This is a genomic window from Pseudofrankia inefficax (assembly GCF_000166135.1).
Lineage (GTDB): Bacteria > Actinomycetota > Actinomycetes > Frankiales > Frankiaceae > Pseudofrankia > Pseudofrankia inefficax.
The window spans coordinates 5,023,930-5,041,337 of the sequence record NC_014666.1; the positions used below are offsets into that span (position 1 = coordinate 5,023,930).

Annotated in this window: 15 protein-coding genes; 4 read left to right on the top strand and 11 right to left on the bottom strand. The window is 72.7% G+C overall.

The window, feature by feature from the left end; genetic code table 11:
* Positions 1–44 precede the first annotated feature (44 nt).
* Positions 45–1,217 (top strand): NADH:flavin oxidoreductase, encoded by a 1,173-nt coding sequence (locus tag FRAEUI1C_RS20475; RefSeq protein ID WP_013425245.1) that lies wholly within the window; start codon positions 45–47, stop codon positions 1,215–1,217.
* Positions 1,218–1,376: 159 nt separating this feature from the next.
* On the opposite strand, the gene FRAEUI1C_RS20480 is transcribed toward FRAEUI1C_RS20475, so the two are convergent.
* The 11 genes from FRAEUI1C_RS20480 to FRAEUI1C_RS20530 form a co-directional block, all read right to left on the bottom strand.
* The gene (locus FRAEUI1C_RS20480; RefSeq protein WP_013425246.1) at positions 1,377–1,790 is read right to left on the bottom strand and encodes a cupin domain-containing protein; all 414 of its coding nucleotides are present in this window, start codon (positions 1,788–1,790) and stop codon (positions 1,377–1,379) included.
* A 63-nt stretch (positions 1,791–1,853) separates the two neighbouring features.
* On the bottom strand, positions 1,854–3,500 hold the full coding sequence (locus FRAEUI1C_RS20485; RefSeq protein ID WP_013425247.1) for an AMP-binding protein: 1,647 nt from the start codon (positions 3,498–3,500) through the stop codon (positions 1,854–1,856).
* Positions 3,501–3,631: 131 nt separating this feature from the next.
* Positions 3,632–4,345, bottom strand: a complete 714-nt coding sequence (locus FRAEUI1C_RS20490; RefSeq protein WP_013425248.1) for a TetR/AcrR family transcriptional regulator — start codon at positions 4,343–4,345, stop codon at positions 3,632–3,634.
* Between the two features lie 20 nt (positions 4,346–4,365).
* The gene (locus FRAEUI1C_RS20495; RefSeq protein ID WP_013425249.1) at positions 4,366–4,800 is read right to left on the bottom strand and encodes a nitroreductase family deazaflavin-dependent oxidoreductase; all 435 of its coding nucleotides are present in this window, start codon (positions 4,798–4,800) and stop codon (positions 4,366–4,368) included.
* A gap of 101 nt (positions 4,801–4,901) precedes the next feature.
* Positions 4,902–6,149: a cytochrome P450 gene (locus FRAEUI1C_RS20500; protein WP_013425250.1), complete on the bottom strand. Its 1,248-nt coding sequence runs from the start codon at positions 6,147–6,149 to the stop codon at positions 4,902–4,904.
* Positions 6,146–6,364, bottom strand: coding sequence for a ferredoxin (locus FRAEUI1C_RS20505; protein ID WP_013425251.1), 219 nt, complete (start codon positions 6,362–6,364; stop codon positions 6,146–6,148). The genes FRAEUI1C_RS20500 and FRAEUI1C_RS20505 overlap by 4 nt, the downstream gene beginning before the upstream one ends.
* On the bottom strand, positions 6,365–7,573 hold the full coding sequence (locus tag FRAEUI1C_RS20510; protein WP_013425252.1) for an amidohydrolase family protein: 1,209 nt from the start codon (positions 7,571–7,573) through the stop codon (positions 6,365–6,367).
* Positions 7,574–7,614: 41 nt separating this feature from the next.
* The gene (locus tag FRAEUI1C_RS20515; RefSeq protein WP_013425253.1) at positions 7,615–9,084 is read right to left on the bottom strand and encodes an aldehyde dehydrogenase family protein; all 1,470 of its coding nucleotides are present in this window, start codon (positions 9,082–9,084) and stop codon (positions 7,615–7,617) included.
* Positions 9,081–10,301: a thiolase family protein gene (locus tag FRAEUI1C_RS20520; RefSeq protein WP_013425254.1), complete on the bottom strand. Its 1,221-nt coding sequence runs from the start codon at positions 10,299–10,301 to the stop codon at positions 9,081–9,083. The genes FRAEUI1C_RS20515 and FRAEUI1C_RS20520 overlap by 4 nt, the downstream gene beginning before the upstream one ends.
* On the bottom strand, positions 10,298–10,741 hold the full coding sequence (locus FRAEUI1C_RS20525; protein WP_013425255.1) for a Zn-ribbon domain-containing OB-fold protein: 444 nt from the start codon (positions 10,739–10,741) through the stop codon (positions 10,298–10,300). The genes FRAEUI1C_RS20520 and FRAEUI1C_RS20525 overlap by 4 nt, the downstream gene beginning before the upstream one ends.
* Entirely contained in the window at positions 10,738–11,949 is a 1,212-nt protein-coding gene (locus FRAEUI1C_RS20530) for a CaiB/BaiF CoA transferase family protein (RefSeq protein WP_013425256.1), read from the bottom strand. The genes FRAEUI1C_RS20525 and FRAEUI1C_RS20530 overlap by 4 nt, the downstream gene beginning before the upstream one ends.
* Before the next feature lie 354 nt (positions 11,950–12,303).
* Between FRAEUI1C_RS20530 and FRAEUI1C_RS20535 the strand changes: the two genes are divergently transcribed.
* The 3 genes from FRAEUI1C_RS20535 to FRAEUI1C_RS20545 all read left to right on the top strand — a co-directional run bounded on the left by FRAEUI1C_RS20535 (position 12,304) and on the right by FRAEUI1C_RS20545 (position 17,406).
* A complete protein-coding gene (locus tag FRAEUI1C_RS20535) occupies positions 12,304–13,608 on the top strand; it encodes an ABC transporter substrate-binding protein (RefSeq protein ID WP_013425257.1) in 1,305 nt (434 codons plus the stop codon).
* 157 nt (positions 13,609–13,765) lie between these two features.
* On the top strand, positions 13,766–16,624 hold the full coding sequence (locus tag FRAEUI1C_RS20540; protein WP_013425258.1) for a branched-chain amino acid ABC transporter permease/ATP-binding protein: 2,859 nt from the start codon (positions 13,766–13,768) through the stop codon (positions 16,622–16,624).
* Complete coding sequence (locus FRAEUI1C_RS20545; protein ID WP_013425259.1) at positions 16,621–17,406, top strand: ABC transporter ATP-binding protein; 786 nt, start codon at positions 16,621–16,623, stop codon at positions 17,404–17,406. The genes FRAEUI1C_RS20540 and FRAEUI1C_RS20545 overlap by 4 nt, the downstream gene beginning before the upstream one ends.
* Positions 17,407–17,408: the final 2 nt, after the last annotated feature.

Consider the following 17,408-nt stretch of genomic DNA (forward strand, 5'->3'; position numbering starts at 1 on the left):
CGGCCGGCTGGAACACCAGCCGGGCCGGCCGGATTGAACGCCATGTGACTGTGTCTTCGAGTGCCGCGCCGACGAGTGCCGCCACCACCGCGCCCGCCCTGAGCAACACGCACCTGCTGGACGGGGCGGACGTGACCCCGCTGTTCGCGCCGTTCTCGCTGTCCGGTGTCGAGCTGGCCAACCGGTTCGTGATGGCCCCGATGACCCGCCAGTTCTCCCCGGACGGGGTGCCGGGCGACGACGTCGCCGGCTACTACGCGCGGCGGGCGGCCCACGTCGGCCTGGTCGTCACCGAGGGCACCTACGTCGACCACGTGTCCGCCGGCTCCAGCGACCGGGTGCCGCGGTTCTACGGCGAGGACTCGCTGGCCGGCTGGCGCCGGGTCGCCGACGCGGTGCACGCGGCCGGCGGGCGGATCGTCCCCCAGCTGTGGCATCTCGGCGCCGGCCGCGCGGCGGGGGCCCCGCCCCATCCGCAGGCGCCCGTGTTCTCGCCGTCGGGGCTGCGTCCCGATGGCACGGTGATCGGCGAACCCGCGACCACGGCCCAGATCGACGAGGTGGTCGCCTCCTTCGCGCGCGCCGCGGGCGACGCGCGCCGCGCCGGGTTCGACGGCGTCGAGCTGCACGGAGCCCACGGCTACCTGCTCGACCAGTTCTTCTGGACGCGGACCAACCACCGCGCCGACGGCTACGGCGGAAGCCTCGCCAACCGCGCCCGGATCGGCGCCGAGGTCGTCGCAGCGGTCCGCGCCGAGGTCGGACCGGACTTCCCGGTGATCTACCGGTTCTCCCAGTGGAAGGGCGCCGACTTCCACGCGCGGATCGCGCAGACGCCCGACGAGCTCGCGGAGCTGCTCACGCCGCTCGCGGCGGCCGGGGCCACCGCGCTGCACGTCTCGACCCGCCGTTACTGGCTACCGGCGTTCGACGGCTCGCCGCGCACGCTGGCCGGCTGGGCGAAGAATCTCACCGGCCTGCCCACCATCGCGATCGGCTCGGTCGGCGTGCCGGTCGCCTTCCACGGCGACGACGAGAGCCTGGCGCCGACGCTGAGCCTCGCCCCGCTGCTGGAGCTGTTCCACCGAGGCGAGTTCGACCTCGTCGCGCTCGCCCGCGTCCTGCTCTCCGACCCCGCCTGGACCACCAAGCTGCGCGAACGCCGCCTCGCCGAGATCCGGGCCTACGACGCCGCCGACACCGCGCGCCTGACCTGACAACCGACCGCCCCGACCGGCCATGATCGCCGTTTGAGCCCTGAGGTGGTCGCAGAAACCGTCTCGGTTACGACCATCTCAGGGCCAATCCAGCGATCAAGGCCACGCGAAGTGCCGACCTCGGCACTTCGCCGCGCGCAGGCCGGTGGGCGGCGGCGCCTAGCGCTGGTCGGGTGTCGCCTGCGCGGCGTAGTTGCGCGCCATTTTCTCGAAGTGGTCCATGAGGCGCTGCAGAGCGTCGGCCGGGTTGAGTTCGAGGGCCTCGGTCTCCTCCTCGTAGATGAGGACGTGGCCGGCCGGGAAGAAGTAGGCCTCGCCGGTCTGGGCGACCTCGTCCGGCATGTCGCTGCCCGGGAAGTGGGCGCGCAGGCGGCCCTTGAAGATGTAGCCATAGTGCGGGCAGGGGCAGACACCGCCGGGTAACCCCTGGTAGCCCGCCGTGTGGTCGCCGGCGACCGTGGTGGTGTAGCCGACCTCGAGATCTCCCCACTGGACCGAGCGGAACCCGACCCCGCACAACGGCCAGCGGCCACCGCCGCCGACGGGCAGATCACTGAGCTTGCTTACCGGCATGAATCCACTCTCCTTTGTTGTCCGCCACCGCTGGCCGATGGCGTCTGTCGCACGACTTGCCGATTAGTTGGCCGTGGCCACGGCGGCGATCCGCCGGCGGAGCTCGGCCTTGATGATCTTCGCCGTGGAGGTGCGCGGGAAGTCGTCGACCGCGTCGAGGCGTTCGGGAAGCTTCTGGCGGCCGAGCCCGGCCGTGGTGAGCCACCCGCGCACGTCCTCGAGGCTGGGCGCGGGCGTCCCGGGCGCCATCCGCAGCACGGCGCCGACCTTCTCGCCGAGCCGGGCGTCCGGGATCGAGATGACCGCGACCTCCAGGAGGCCGGGGACCACCTGCATCAGCAGTTCCTCGACCTCGGCCGCGCTGACGTTCTCGCCGCCGCGGATGATGATGTCCTTCTTGCGGTCGGTGATCGTCAGGCAGCCCTGGGCGTCCAGCACGCCGACGTCCTCGGTGCGGTACCAGCCGTCGGCGTCGAAGGCGCGCGCGGTGAGCTCCGGGTCGGTGTAGCCGATGCAGCAGTCCGGGCCGCGCGACCAGATCTCCCCGGGCACACCCACGGGGACGGGCTGGCCGTCGTCGTCGAGCAGCCTGATCTCGACAGCGGCCATCGGCCGGCCGTCGGTGCGCAGCCTGGACTGAGCGTCGTGCTCGTGCTTCGAGCCGGTGATCGACGGGTGTTCGGTCGCGCCGTAGCTGCGCAGCACCGAGATGCCGGCCGCGGTGGCCCGCTCCGCGACCGCCGCCGGCACGGCAGACCCGCCAAGGCCGACGCTGCGGATGAGGCGCAGGTGGTCGGCGGTGAAGTCGGGGTGGTCGAGCAGGCTCGTGAGGAAGAACGTCGAGCCTGATCCGGCCGACAGTCCCCAGGTCAGCATCGTGGAGAGCACCCGCGCGGGGTCCCAGACGTCGATGAGGTGCACGGGCATGTCGTGCACGGCTGGGAGCAGGAGCCCGCCGAGCATCCCCATGAAGTGGCCCACCGGAGCGCCGATCAGCGAGGGCCGACCACTGCCCGCGTCCATGTCGTGGAGCTGGATGAGCTCGGCGGTGAGCGTGTTGTGAGAGTGCACGACCCCCTTCGGGTCGGCGGTCGTGCCCGAGGTGAAGGCGACGACGGCCGGCCCGTCGGGGTCGGTGTCGACCGGGCCGGTCAGCGCGGGGCCGGAGGTCAGCGCGTCGAACGGAACGGCGCCCGCGGGCAGCGTGCCGTCAGCCGCGCCGACGACGGCGACGACCTTCAGGGCCGCGGCGCCGTCGATGAACTTCGGCAGATCCGCGAGGAAGTCACGCCGGCCGAACCGAGCGGCGGTGACGAACGCGACCGCGTCCGTGCGACGCAGGATGTAGGAGACCTCCTTGACGCCGTAGAAGTGCACGATCGGCACGACGACGGTGCCCAGGAACGAGGCGGCGTAGAAGACTACGGCGGCCTCGGCCCAGTTGGGCAGCTGGAAGGCGACCGCGTCGCCCGGCCGGACGCCGCGGGCGGACAGGTCTCCGGCCACCGCGAGCGCCCGCTCCCGCAGCTCGCCGTAGGTCCCCTTCCAGGGCCGTTCGAGCGAGTGGACGTGGAACTCCTGCTCGGCGTGGTCGCGCAGCGCCTTGTCGATCTTCACGCCGAGCGTCGTGTCGTCCCAGAGGCCGGCCGCCCGCCACTCGGCGGTGAGCTCGCTCGGCACGGGCCGGACCGGCCATCGGTGTGCTGACATGGGGTCTCCTTGGGGACCGGTGGCGTCGCGGACGACGGCCTGGCAGAAGCTCTGTGGGACGCGACGGAGCCGCGCGCATCCAACGGGAAGCGCCCCGTGAAGCGGGAACGAGCGGCCGAGGGACCGGGTGGCTAGTGGGTCGGGCTGTGTCGTTCGTCGGCCGCGTCTCCGGGTGTGCCGGTCGCGCCGTGGAGCATGGCGTTCAGCCGCGGGATGTCCGAGCGGCTGATGCCGCCCAGGCAGAACTCCCAGAGGTATTCGCCGAGGTCCTCGGGTGACCAGCCGCCGGGCGCGAACGCGTAGTGATGGAAGACCGACATCGCGACCCGGGCCACCATTCCGGCGTCGCGCGCGGTGTCGGTCGGTGGGAGCAGCCCGGCGTCCTGGGCTGCCCGCAGCTCACGTTCGATCAGGTCGACGAAGGGCTGGTCGGCGGTGACGATCTCGTCGGGGAAGCGCTCGCGCAGCCGCCAGTGCTCGGAGGTGACGAAACGGGCGCCGGACAGGTCGCCGGACAGCCCGGACACGATCGCGCCGAGGTAGTAGCGCAGCCGCGACAACGGGTCGGGCAGCTCGCTGGCGGCCTGCTCGTAACGCTCGGCGTTCTCCGCGACCATGTCCTCGATGACGGCGAGCAGCAGCTGGTCCTTCCCCGCGAAGTGCCGGTAGAAGGTCTGCATCGCCACGCCGGCTTCCTTGACGAGCTCCTGGGTCGTGAACGAGGAGCCCTTGGCGACGATCAGGCGGCGGGCGGCGTCCACCATGTCGCGCGTCTGCTGGATGCTGCGCGAGCGGCTGCGATGCACGACCGGGGAGCGGTCGGCGGCGCGTTCAGCCCAGGCCATGGCAGGAACGTTACCCGTGCTCAGACCGGCGACAGCACTACCACCGGGATGGGCCGCCGCGTTCGGGACTGGTAGGTGTCGTAGTTCGGCCAGACCTTGGTCACGATCTCCCATAGCCGTGGCTTCTCCGCCTCGGTCGCCGTCGTCGCGCGGACGGTCAGCCGCTCGGCCCGGACCTGGATTTCGGCCTCGGGCGTCGCGAGCAGGTTGTGGTACCAGTTGGGGTGCTGGGGTGCGCCGCCCTGAGAGGCCACGACCAGGTAGTCGTCGCCGTCCTGGGCGAAGATGAGCGCCGAGGTGCGGGGCTCGCCGGTCCTGCGCCCGGTGGTCGTCAGCAGCAGGATCCGGACGCCGTTCCATTCGTAGCCGACCTCGCCGTCGGTCTCCCGGTAGCGCCGCACGTGCTCCGGGCCGACGAGGACGAGATCAGGGGCCTGGTAGCCCGGTGTGCTCATGGCTGGTGCCTCTCTGGTGGTCCGTGGCCGGGTCAGCCGAACAGCCGGGTCAGCCGAACAGCCGGGTCAGCCAAACAGCTGGGTCAGCCGAACAGCTTCGCCTAGCCGAACAGCACGGGAATCTCGGTCGCGCCCCGCTCGTACATCCCGATCAGCCGCGGCGCCGCGGCGTCCGGGTCGAGCCGCAGGTTCGGCAGCCGGTCGAGAATGGCCCCGATGCCGACCGTCATCTCCGCGCGCGCGACATGCATGCCCAGGCAGATGTGCATGCCGCCGCCGAAGCCGAGCGACCGCTGCATCGGCCGGTGGAGGTCGAACTCGTCCGGGCGCTCCCAGCGGGCCGGATCCCGGTTCGCCGCGGCGACGCACAGGTGCAGCACCGAGCCCTTCGGCAGGTGGGTGCCGTAGAAGTCGGTGTCCCTGACGACGAACCGGGAGAACATCGGGTCCGTCGGCGTCCACCGGATCGCCTCCTCGATCGCCGGTCGCAGCAGCCGGCGGTCAGCGCGCACGGCCGCGAGAAGCTCCGGGCGCTCCAGCAGCGCGGTCAGCACGATGCCCATCTGTTTCCAGGTGGTCCCGGAGCCCGCGAGCAGCAGCAGAATGGCGAACGAGTAGATCTCGACATCCGAGAGCCGGTGCGTGACGCCGTTCTCATCGGGCAGCTCGGCCTGGACCAGCACGCTGATCAGGTCGTCCTGCGGGGACTCGCGCCGGGCCGCGACGATGGGGGCGAGCATTCCGACGATCTTCGCCGGCTGCGACAGCCACTCCCGGATGATGAGCGCCTGCTCGACCGGGATGCCGAAGCTGCTGGTGATCGTCAGGATGGGGATCGCCGCGCAGAAGTCGACGTTCAGCTCGGCCCGGCCGTCGGCGGCGAAACCGTCGATGAGCAGGTGGACCGTCTCCTCGATCCACCTGTCGATCCACCAGCCGCTTTTCGCGGGCAGGAACGACGGCTGGACGAGCGCGCGATAACGCCGGTGCTGCGCCCCGTTCATCGAGATGAGGCTGTTCTCGACGCCCGCGGACTGGCCGGTGGGGTCGACGGCCACGGGCGAGGAGGCGAAGGTCTCCTCGTCGCGGAAGGCGGCGTCGCACGCGGCGAAACCGAACGCGGAGAAGTGCGGCCGGTCCGGGAACGGAAGTCCCTGGAAGAACGCCTCGCCGGGATAGCCGGTCAGCTTGTGGACGGTGCCCTCGTGCACCGGCGCCTGCGCCCGCAGCCGTTCCCAGACGGGGTACGGGTCAGCCTCGAAATCGCCGCCCATTCCCGCGTTGTAGCTGCTGCGCAGGTCGAACAGCTCCTTGAGCCGGCCGCGGTCCAGGCTCTGTGTCTCGGTCATCCGCCCGCCTCGCCGGCCGTTACGAGGGTCAGCGCGCCGGTCGGGCACGCCTCGACCGCGCTTTCGACCACCTCGGCCGGATCGCCGAGCGGATCGAGCACGACGACCTTGGCCTCCTCGTCATGGGTGAAGGTGTCGGGGGCGTAGACGACGCACATCCCGCTGCCGACGCAGCGCGCCCGGTCGACCGCGATCGTCGCGGCACCGCCGGCCATTCAGGTCCCCGCCAGCACGGGCGGGGCGGCCGGGGTGAAGCGGTAAAGCTTCTCGGCGTTGCCGCGCAGCAGCTTGTACTGGGTCTCGGCCGGCAGGTGGCTGATGATGCTCTTTACGGTCTGGATGCAGTTCGGCCAGGTCGAGTCCGAATGCGGGTAGTCGGTCTCGCACATGATGTTGTCCTCACCGATCTCGGCGAGGCTGGCGATGCCGTGGTGGTCCTCGATGAAGCAGCCGAAGATGTGCTCGCGGAACGTGGCCCGGACGTCGAGGGTGTCCAGGTCGACGCCGGTGGAGCCGCCGTGGTCCATGAACGTCGCGCCGCGCTGGACCCAGTAGCGCTGCTTGTCCAGGACCTGCTCCGCGCGCTCCAGGTAGTACGGCATCCAGCCGATCTCACCCTCGGAAAGGGCGATCTTCAGCTTCGGGTAGCGCTGGAACATGCCGGAGAACAGCCAGGACAGCATCGCGCCGGAGGTGCGCATCGCGCCCCAGGTCAGGTTCGCCAGGAACGGGGCGTTCGACGCGATCTTCGGGACCTGCGACGACGAGCCGACGTGCATCGAGGCCACCATTTCCAGATCGTTGGCCGCGGCCATGACCGGGTCCCAGTAACCGGACGGGTCGTGAATGGTCGGCAGGCCCAGCGGCTCCGGGTTCTCCGAGAACGCGAACGTCGTCGCGCCCTTGGCCGCGCAGCGCTCCAGCTCGGCGACGGCGAGCTTCGGGTCCCACAGCGGGATCAGCACCAGCGGGATGTAGCGGCCGGGCGCGACCCCGCACCATTCCTCGATCATCCAGTCGTTGTAGGCCTTCAGGCAGACGAGGCCGAAGTCGCGGTCGGAGGCCTCCATGAACAGCTGCCCGCAGAACCGGGTGACGGTCGGGAAGCACAGGGACGCGAGAATCCCGGCCTGGTTCATGTCCTCCAGCCGGGCCAGCGAGTCGTAGCAGCCGGGCCGCATCTCGCTGTAGGGCAGGGGCTCCGGGGAGAACTCCTCCTTGGACTTGCCCGCGACGGCGGACAGTCCAGAGCTCGGGAACCGCTTGCCGTCATAGACCCAGTAGTCCATGCCCTTGTCGTCGAGCTCCATGTGCGGCGCCCGGTCGCGGTCCTTGGACGCGACCCGGTCGGTCCACAGGTTCGGCGGCTCCAGGACGTGGTCGTCGACCGAGATCAGCCAGTCGAGGTTCAGGTCCGCGGTCATGCTTCCTCCTTCTTCGGTGCGGGTCGGCGGGCGCGCGGGTGTCAGCGCAGCTCGCCGATGGCGAGGTGCTTGACCTCCTGGAAGGCCCGGATGCCGTCGGGCCCGCGCTCGCGCCCGAGGCCGCTCTGCTTGTAGCCGCCGCTCGGGGCGTAGGCGCTGAACAGGCCGGTGTTGACGTTGACGGCACCGGTGCGCAGCCGGCGGGCGACCGCAGTCGCCGCGGCGGTATCGGCGCCGTAGACCTGGCCGGACAGGCCGTAGGGGCTGTCGTTGGCGATCCGGACCGCGTCGTCGAGGTCGCGGTAGCCGAGCACGCTGACGACCGGGCCGAAGATCTCCTCCTGGGCCGCCGGATTGCTGTTGTCCGGCAGGTCGAGCACGGTCGGCTCGACGTAGTAGCCACGGTCCAGCCCGGCCGGGCGGCCGCCGCCGAGGGCGACCTTTCCGCCGTGCCGCTCGGCGGCGGCGACGAAGTGGGCGCAGCGCGCGCGGGCGGCGTCGTTGATGAGCGGGCCCATGGTGGCCTTCGGGTCGGTCGGCGGGCCGACCACCAGGGCCGCGTAGGCACGGGAGACCGCCTCGACCACCTCGTCCTTGCGGTCGGCGGGCACGACGATGCGGGTCGCGGCGACACAGGCCTGGCCCGACGTCATCGCCACCACCGCGGCGGCACCGGCGGCGACCCGGTCCACCGCGTCGGGCAGGTAGATCTGCGCCGACTTCCCGCCGAGCTCCAGCGCGACCCGTTTCACGGTCGGTGCGGCCTGGGCGAGGATGCGCCGGCCGACGGCGGTGGAGCCGGTGAACGACACCATGTCGACGCCGGGATGGCTGGTGAGCAGCTCCGCGCCGGCCGAGCCCTCCTCGACGACGACGCTGAGCACGCCGGGCGGCAGGTCGGCGGCCTGCGCGGCGGCGCCGAAGACCAGCGAGGAGATCGGCGTCAGCGGGCTGGGCCGCAGCACGACCGAGTTGCCGGCCAGCAGCGCCGGGATCACCTTCTGGAACGCCATGATGATCGCGCCGTTGTACGGAGTGATCGCCGAGACCACGCCGACCGGTTCGTGGCGGCGCACGCTGGCCTTGAGCCCGCCGCGGACCAGGTCGTCGAGCGGGACGGGGCTGGCCTGCTCGTGCGGCATCGACAGGTAGAGGTCGATGGTGGCCCGAGCGAGCGCGATCCCGGCCTGGTACTGGGCGAACTCGGCGAAGAAGGTCGGCTGGCCGGCCTCGGCGACCATCGTGGCGACCAGCGGCGCGTGGCGGCTCTCGATGTGGTCGATCAGCGCGTGCAGGACCCGGGCACGCTGCGCCGCCGGGGTGTCGGCCCACGTTCCGGCGTCGAAGCTGCTGCGCGCCGCGAGGATCGCCCGTTCGACGTCCGCCGGTGACGCCGCGGCGAGGCTCGCCACGGTCGTCTCGTCGGCGGGGTTCTCGACGTCGAACGTCTCGTCGGCGTCGACCCAGCCGCCCGCGACGTACGAGCGCCGCTCGGTGAGGATCTCCGTCATCGGGCCCGGCTCCTTTCCCTGGTCGGCTCGGTGGTGTAGACGACCGCGCCGCCGAAGTGGGGCGAGGACTGGCAGGCGACACCGACCGTCGCCCGCTCCCGTTGGCGCTCCCCCGCGCGGCCGGACAGCTGCAGGTAGCACTCGATCATCTGCGGGAGGCCGTGCATCCGGCCGTTCCCCAGTGCCCCGCCGCCGGAGAGCACGGGCAGGCCGCCCGGCCGGTCGCTGTCGATCCGGCCGTCCTGGACGAAGCGGTGCGCCTCGCCGACCGGGCACAGCCCCAGCGCCTCGAGCCAGAAGTAGACGAACGGCGAGAAGCCGTCGTAAAGCTGGGGCAGGTCGACCTCGTCCGGCCCGACCCCGGCCGACGCCCACAGCCGGCCGGCCAGCCCGGTGCCGGCCGCCATGATGTCGTCGAGCGGCCAGTGCAGCGGCAGCCGCGGGCGGGGCGGCGCGGCGAACGCCAGCCCGGCGACGTGGACGGGCCGGTGCGGCAGGTCGCGGGCCCGCTCGGCGGACGTCAGGACGAACGCGGCCACGCCGTCGACCGGCAGGTCGCAGTCGTAGCGGCAGACCGGGTCGTTGATCACCGGCGCGGACAGGTACTCGTCCCGGCTGAGCGGCTTCCCGTGCCAGTAGGACCACGGGATGCGCGCGCCGTTCTTGCGGGCCTCCGCGACGACGGTCGCCATCGCCTCCCGGCTGGCGCGATAGCGCTGGAGGTACTCGTTGTACGGCAGCGCGATCATCGCGAGCGGCCCGAAGAAGCCCTGCGGGGCGGTCCACTGCTGGGCGCCGGCGGCGGTCCGCATCGGGTTGGCGTGGTAGCGGCCCGGCGGGTTGTGCAGCGCCCGGTGCAACAGGACGTAGTCGGCGGCGCCGCTGGTGATGGCGCCGACCGCCAGTGCCACGGCGCCGGGCAGCTGCCCGATGCCCTGGAACCCGGCCGCGTACCGAGGCGTGACGCCGAGATGGTCGGCGAGCCACTGCGCCGTGACCGTGCTGACCCCGTCCTCGACGGTGTGCGCCCCGGCGGTCGGGAACAGCGCGGCGGTGGCGAACCCGTCGATGTCGTCGGGCTTGAGACCCGCGTCGGTGATCGCCGCGCGGGCCGTGTCGACGGCGACGGCGCCCAGCGGGCGGGGCGCGTGCCGCCACACCTGGCTGTGCGCGTAGCCGACGATCGCGACCTGGCCGCCGCCGGACGGGCGGCTCACGAGGCCTCCACGAGCCGGAAGGCCGGGATGGCGACGCCGGGAGCGACGTCCTCGAACGCCGCCGCCACCCCGGCGCCGAGCCGGAGCCCGGCCCCGGGCCCGTCGAGAAGGCGGCCGATCAGGCGCAGCTCGGCCTGTTCGGCGAGCTCGACGTCGACGAGGACGAACGGCACGTCGCCCGCGAACCCGGGCAGGAACGACTGGCGGACCACCGTCCAGGACCGCACGACGCCGCTGCCGCTGACGGCCTCGAAGGCGAAGCCGGGGTCGGAGCTCCCGCAGGCCGGGCAGACCGGGTCGGGCGGGATCACGAACGTCCGGCAGCGCGCGCAGCGGGCCACGGTGAGCACGTGCCGGCCCGCCGCCTCCCAGTAGGCGGACGACAGCGCGTCCGGCACCGGAAGCGGCCGGCCCGGGAGCCCTTCGGCCGGGCTGGTCACGGGATCGCTCCGGCGTCCTTGAGCTCGGCGATCTGCTCCCAGGTATAGCCCAGGTCCAGCAGGACCGTCTCGGTATCCTCGCCGTGCTCCGGGGCGCGCCGCAGGTCCGCGGGCCGGCCGTTGAACTGCACGGGCACGTTCGGCAGCGAGTAGGTCGGCCCGCCGTCCACCTCGACCTGGCCCAGGTAGTCGTTGGCGAGCACCTGCGGGTCGGTGAGCAGCTCCTCGACGGCCTGCATCGGGGCCCACGGCGCGTCGATCCGGCCGAGCAGCTCCTTCCACTCGGCGAAGGTCCGGGTGGCGAACTCGGCCTCCAACGCGTCGACGCAGGCGTCGCGGTTCTCGGCGCGGGCGCGCAGGTCGGCGAAGCGCGGGTCGGCGGCCAGGTCGTCGCGGCCGACCAGGCGGCAGAAGCCGGCCCAGTAGCGGTCGGACTCCAGGAAGACGAGCTGGATGTGCCGCCCGTCGCTGGTCCGGTACGCCCCGACCAGCGGGTTGACGTAGGCCTCCCGCCCGGTCGCCGCCCGCGGCCGCCCGCCGGCCAGCGCCGACAGCACGTCCGAGGACAGCGTCCACATCGCGGTGGCGAGCAGCGAGACGTCGACGACGGAGCCCTCGCCGGTTCGCTCCCGCTGCAGCAGCGCGGTGGCGATCCCGAAGGCCAGGGCCATCGCGCCGTTGCGGTCGCCGATCGCGCCGCGCTGGCCGATCGGCGCGTCCCGGTCCGGCGGGGTCAGGACGTGCGCCATCCCGCCCTGCGCCCAGAAGGCCGACGAGTCGTAGCCGGGCCGGTCGGCGCCGGGCCCGCGGACGCCGAAGCCGTGCCCGCGGGCGTAGACGAGGCGGGGGTAGCGCGCGGCGAGCGTGTCCGCGTCGAGGCCGAGGCGCTCCAGGGCGCCGGGCCGGAAGCTGGTCAGGAAGACGTCGGCCGTGTCGAGCAGCCGGTCGAGGGCCGCGCGGCCGGCCTCGCTGCGCAGGTCCAGCGCGACGGAGCGCTTGCCCCGGTTGGCCAGCGCGACCGAGAGGTTCACCCCGCCGCCGTCGGTGCCGATGCCCTGGGTGGCGAGCGCGCGGTACGGGTCGCCCTCGGGCCGCTCGACCCGGATCACGTCGGCTCCCCAGTCGGCCAGCAGCGCGCCGGCGACGGGCACGAACACCCACTGGGCGAGCTCGACGACGCGTAACCCGTCGAATGCACCCTTCGCCACGCGAGCACCTCCTCTTCTTGATCAATTCAGCCTCGACCCAGCGGCCGGCACCCGAGACCCGGGCGTCGTGTCGGCCGGTGGAGGCGGACCGCGGTCGGCGTCGCGACACGACGGGCCGACTGTAGGACGCCAGCATCTGTTTTGGGAAGACCCAATTTCGTTTTAGGTAGAACGTTGACTTCTCACGAAGGTGTTGCGATCCTCCTCACAGCCAGCCAGGCAGCCTGCGTCCCAGGTCCCGGCACCGCCAGCCCGCCAGCCCGGGCGGCGGGAGCAGACGACTCACGCGTGATCACCGTGATTTTTCGATCTTGATTTCGTGACGAACGAACCAGCGAAGCGAGGTACTCGCCCATGTGGCATGACGGTTCCTGTCCTGGCTCAGGACGGCGCAGGCGCGCGGCGGCACGCCCGGGCGCGGTCCGCTTAGGCGCCCTGGCCGGCGGGCTGGCCGCGAGCCTGCTGGTGGTGTCCGCCTGTGGCAGTGGCGGTTCCACCGGCTCGGCTGCGGGCGGCGCGGCCACCAGCGCGGCCCCCGCGGCGAACGTGCTGGGCCCGGTGGCGAAGGCGGCCGGCGCCCCGGTCCGGATCGGGGTCATCTCGGACGGGAAGTCGCCGATCATCGACCAGTCCGTCGAGTTCGACGTCGCCAAGGCCACCGTCGGCTACCTCAACGAGCACCGCTCCGGCATCGCCGGCCGGCCGATCGAGCTGGTGACCTGCGAGGCGCTCTCCGATCCGGCGAAGACCGCCGACTGCGCCAACCAGATGATCGAGCAGAACGCCGTCGCCGTGGTCGTCGGCGGCGTCGCCGCGCAGGAGAGCGCCTGGACCCCGCTGCACGACGCGGGCGTGCCGGTGGTCCTCTACTCGGCCAGCACCCCCGCGCTGCTGGGCGACGCCAAGAGCACGTACGTGCTCGCCGACCCGAACTTCGGGGTCATCGGGCTCCCGCTGGAGCTCGCCAAGAAGACGGGCTCCAAGAAGGTGACCGCGGTGGTGATCGACGTGCCGGCCGCGAAGGGCGTCCTGGAGGCCAGCGCGCCCGCGGCCTTCAAGAAGGCGGGCATCGACTTCAAGATGGTCGCCGTCGCGCCGGGTACGGCCGACATGACGCCCCAGATGCAGCCGATCGCGGCCGGCGGTGGCGAGGTCTTCATCCTGGGCAACGACGCGTTCTGCATCAGCGCGCTCAACGGCCTGAAGGCGGTCGGGTTCACCGGCCCGATCTCCGCCATCGTGCAGTGCATCACCGACGCGACGCGTACCGCCGTCTCCGGCAGCGTGCTCAAGGGCATCAACATCGCCGCCACGGCCCCGCTCGGCACGGACAACCCGTCGACCACCCTGTTCAACACCGTCGCCGCCACGTACGGCAAGGGCATCGACACCAGCAAGATCGCCGGGCTCAACACCTTCATGGCGGTGGCCGGGCTGCAGGCAGCCCTCACCGGCCTCACCGGCGACGTCACGCCCGCGACGGTCAACGCCGCGATCAAGGCGATGAAGAAGACGGAGCTTCCCGGCTCGGGCGGCCAGCAGTTCCAGTGCGGTGGCACGGCGGTCCCGGCCTCGCCCGCGTCCTGCGTCAGCGGTGGCCTGATCACCACCCTCGATGGCAAGGGCCAGCCGACGGCGTACGCGGTCGCCGGCGCCTGACCGGCCAGGGACCGACCTTGGCCCGGCCGTCGGTCCGGCACCCGCCGGACCGACGGCCCTCGGGGCGCGCCCAGCGCGGCAGGCCCCGGTCGCGCTGGGCCCGCCACCGCGTCGACCCTCCGGGGCGCGGTGTTGACCTGGACCACGGGAGATCGTCATGGCTCATGTCGGTGCGCTCCTGCTGGGGCTCGGTAACGGGGGTGTGTACGCGGCGCTCGCGCTGGCGCTCGTCCTGACCTACCGCAGCTCCGGCGTCATCAACTTCGCGACCGGAGCGGTCGCCCTGTACGTCGCCTACGCCTACGCCTTCCTCCGCCAGGGCGAGCTACTGATCATCATCCCCGGGCCGCCGACCTCGGTCGGCATCGGCGGGGATCCCGGGCTCGTCCCGGCGGTCCTGATCGCGCTCGTCTTCGGCGCGCTGTTGGGCGTCCTGCTGTATCTGCTGGTCTTCCGACCGCTGCGGGAGGCCCCGCCGCTGGCCCGAGCGGTGGCCTCGCTCGGCGTGCTGGTCGTCATCCAGTCGGCGATGGCGATCCGGCTCGGGACCGCCCCGGTCTCCGTCGACGCGATCTTCCCGGCCAGCCGGTGGCGGCTCGGCTCGGTGACGCTGCTGTCCGACCGGTTCTACCTGGCGGTGACGGTCGTCGCGCTCACGCTGGCGCTGACCGCCGTGTTCCGGTTCACCCGCTTCGGGCTCACCACCCGCGCCGCGGCCGAGTCCGCCACCGGCGCCTACGTCAGCGGCGCCTCACCGGACCGGATCGCCCTGCTCAACTGGATGATCAGCGGCGTCGTCGCCGGTGCCGCCGGCATCCTCATCGCGCCGCTGAGCCCGCTCGCGCCGACCACCTACACCCTGTTCGTCGTCCCGGCCCTGGCCGCGGCCGTCGTCGGGGGCTTCCAGCACCTCGTCCCGACCGTCGGGGCGGGCCTCGCCATCGGCATGCTGCAGTCCGAGGCGCTCTCGCAGGCCGCCCAGCATTCCTGGCTGCCGTCGACCGGCTCGTCGGAGCTCGTCCCCCTGCTCGTCATCCTCGTGGCGCTGCTGGCCTCCGGCCGCTCGATCCCGGTGCGCGGTGGCCTCGTGCGCCAGCCGCTCGGGCACGCGCCCCGGCCCCGCTCGCTGACCGTCCCGACGCTCGTCGGCACGGCCGTCGGCGTCCTCGCCCTCGTCGGCACGCACGGCACCTGGCGCGCCGCCGTCATCAGCACCTTCATCGCCGCCGTCATCGGGCTGTCCCTCGTCGTGGTCACCGGCTACGCGGGCCAGGTCTCGCTGGCCCAGCTCGCGCTGGCCGGTGCCGCCGCGTTCTCGCTGAGCGGCCTGACCCAGAGCTGGCACGTCCCGTTCCCGATCGCGCCGCTGCTCGCCGCCCTGGTCGCCACCGTCCTGGGCGTCCTGGTCGGGCTGCCGGCCCTGCGCCTGCGCGGGCTGACCCTCGGTGTCGTCACCCTCGCCCTGGCCTACGCGATCGAGGCGCTCTGGTTCCGCAACACCGACTTCGTCAGCAGCGCGGGGAACAAGGTCCGCCCGCCCAGGCTGTTCGGGCTCGACCTCGGGATCGGCACCGGTCACGCCTTCCCCCGAATCCAGTTCGGCCTGGTGTGCCTCGTCGTGCTGGTCGCCGTCGCGTGGGGCGTGGCCAGGCTGCGGACCAGCCGGCTCGGCTCCGCGATGCTGGCGGTCCGGGCCAACGAGCGCTCGGCCGCCGGGATCGGGATCAACGTCGTCCGCGTCAAGGTCGTCAGCTTCGCGCTGGCCTCGTTCATCGCCGGGCTGGGCGGCAGCCTGCTGGCCTACCGGCGCGGGGTCGTCACCTACGACTCGTTCACCGCGATCGGCGGCCTGAGCCTGCTGTCGACCGCCTACCTCGCCGGGGTCACCTCGGTCTTCGGCGGGGTCAACGCCGGCATCCTCGCGGGCTCCGGGATCGTCTTCGTCGCCACCGACCGCTGGATCCACCTCGGGGACTGGTTCCCGGTGCTCTCGGGCCTGGCCGTGATCGCGGTCCTCATCGGGCACCCCGAAGGAGTCGCCAGCGGCGGCCACGAGCTCGCCGACAAGATCGCCGCCCGCCGGGCCGGCTGGAGACGGCGCCGGGGCCTGGTGCCCGCGCCGGCAACGGACGTGTCGGCACCCGTGGGCCTGGCCGAGCCGGCCGCCGAGTCCCCGTCCGGGGTCGCCGTGGCTCCCCCACGCTCGGGCAAGCTCCTGGAGGTCAGCGGGCTGACCGTGCGCTACGGCGGCGTCCTCGCGGTGTCGGACGTGTCGCTGCGGGTGTCCCCGGGAACGGTCGTCGGGCTCATCGGCCCCAACGGAGCCGGGAAGACCAGCGTGATCGACGCGATCACCGGCTTCGCCCGCGCGGCCGGGACGGTGGCGCTCGACGGCACGCCGATCGACGGGCTGGCGTCGCACGCCCGGGTCCATCGCGGCCTGGCCCGCACCTTCCAGTCGCTCGACCTCTATGACGACCTCACCGTCGCCGAGAACGTCGACGCCGCGATGGTCGGGCGCCACCGCGACCGGGGCCACGAGGCGCTCACCGGCGCGCTGGGGCTGCTCGGCATCGCGGACCGCGCCGAGCGGCCCGCCGGGGAGCTCAGCCACGGGGAACGCCAGCTCGTCTCGATCGCCCGCGGCTGCGCGACCGACCCGGCGGTGCTCCTGCTCGACGAGCCGGCCGCGGGCCTCGACACCCGGGAGTCCCGCTGGCTCGGCGCGCGCATCCGCGCCATCGCTGACACCGGCGTCGGGGTGCTCCTCGTCGACCACGACGTCGCCCTGGTGCTGGAGATCTGCGACTACATCTACGTGCTCGACTTCGGCCAGATCATCGCCGCGGGTACGCCTTCCGAGATCCGCGGGAGCCGGGCCGTGGCCGACGCCTACCTCGGCGCCGTGCACGCCGCCGACGCCGCCGGCCCGCCGGCCACGGCCACCGCGCCGGCCGGGACCGGGGACGCGGACGGGACCTCTCAGCTTTCGGATGCCTCGGTGGTGACGTCATGACCAGCCCGACCACGACGACCGACCTGGCCGACGCGGCCACACCCGCCGCCGGGCCGAGGCTCGCCTGCCGTGGTCTGGCCGGTGGGCGCGGTTCGAGCGCGGTCTTCCGCGACGTCGACCTGACCGTCGGCGCCGGGGAGGTCCTGGCTCTGCTCGGGCCCAACGGCGCGGGCAAGAGCACCCTGCTGCTCACCCTCGCCGGACTGCTGCGCGCGCACTCAGGAGACATCGCCGTCGACGGCGAGCCACTGCGTCCCGGGCGCGCGACCGCCGCCAACCGGGCCGGGATCGTCCTGGTCCCCGACAACCGGGCCCTGTTCACCAGCCTGACCGTCGAGGAGAACCTCCGGGTGGCGGCCGCCCGGAGCGGCCCGAAACCCCGGTCGATGCTGGAGACCTTCCCCGACCTGGAGAAACGCTGGCGGGTACCGGCCGGCGCGCTGTCCGGCGGCGAGCAGCAGATGCTCGCCCTGGCCCGCGCGCTGGTCCAGCGGCCGCGGGTGCTGCTCGTCGACGAGCTCAGCATGGGCCTGGCCCCGCTCATCGTCGAGTCGCTGTTCGCCGCGATCAGCCGGATCGCCTCCGGCCACGGGTGCGCCGTCGTCATCGTCGAGCAGCATGTCGGCCTCGCCCTGAAGGCCGCCGACCACGCCGCGGTGCTCAACCGGGGCCGGATCGTCCTGCGCGACCGGGCCGCGGAGCTGGCCGCCCACCCCGACCGGCTGGAGGGCGCCTACCTCGGCACTCCCCCGCAGCCGGACCACACCCCCGAGCAGGCCTGACA

What these genes read in the sequence shown, in the direction of transcription:
- FRAEUI1C_RS20510 (WP_013425252.1), bottom strand. Translation starts at nt 7,573, where the DNA reads ATGACCGCGGACCTGAACCTCGACTGGCTGATCTCGGTCGACGACCAC.
- FRAEUI1C_RS20540 (WP_013425258.1), top strand. Translation starts at nt 13,766, where the DNA reads ATGGCTCATGTCGGTGCGCTCCTGCTGGGGCTCGGTAACGGGGGTGTG.
- FRAEUI1C_RS20485 (WP_013425247.1), bottom strand. Translation starts at nt 3,500, where the DNA reads ATGTCAGCACACCGATGGCCGGTCCGGCCCGTGCCGAGCGAGCTCACC.
- FRAEUI1C_RS20500 (WP_013425250.1), bottom strand. Translation starts at nt 6,149, where the DNA reads ATGACCGAGACACAGAGCCTGGACCGCGGCCGGCTCAAGGAGCTGTTC.
- FRAEUI1C_RS20545 (WP_013425259.1), top strand. Translation starts at nt 16,621, where the DNA reads ATGACCAGCCCGACCACGACGACCGACCTGGCCGACGCGGCCACACCC.
- FRAEUI1C_RS20535 (WP_013425257.1), top strand. Translation starts at nt 12,304, where the DNA reads ATGTGGCATGACGGTTCCTGTCCTGGCTCAGGACGGCGCAGGCGCGCG.
- FRAEUI1C_RS20505 (WP_013425251.1), bottom strand. Translation starts at nt 6,364, where the DNA reads ATGGCCGGCGGTGCCGCGACGATCGCGGTCGACCGGGCGCGCTGCGTC.
- FRAEUI1C_RS20515 (WP_013425253.1), bottom strand. Translation starts at nt 9,084, where the DNA reads ATGACGGAGATCCTCACCGAGCGGCGCTCGTACGTCGCGGGCGGCTGG.
- FRAEUI1C_RS20490 (WP_013425248.1), bottom strand. Translation starts at nt 4,345, where the DNA reads ATGGCCTGGGCTGAACGCGCCGCCGACCGCTCCCCGGTCGTGCATCGC.
- FRAEUI1C_RS20480 (WP_013425246.1), bottom strand. Translation starts at nt 1,790, where the DNA reads ATGCCGGTAAGCAAGCTCAGTGATCTGCCCGTCGGCGGCGGTGGCCGC.
- FRAEUI1C_RS20495 (WP_013425249.1), bottom strand. Translation starts at nt 4,800, where the DNA reads ATGAGCACACCGGGCTACCAGGCCCCTGATCTCGTCCTCGTCGGCCCG.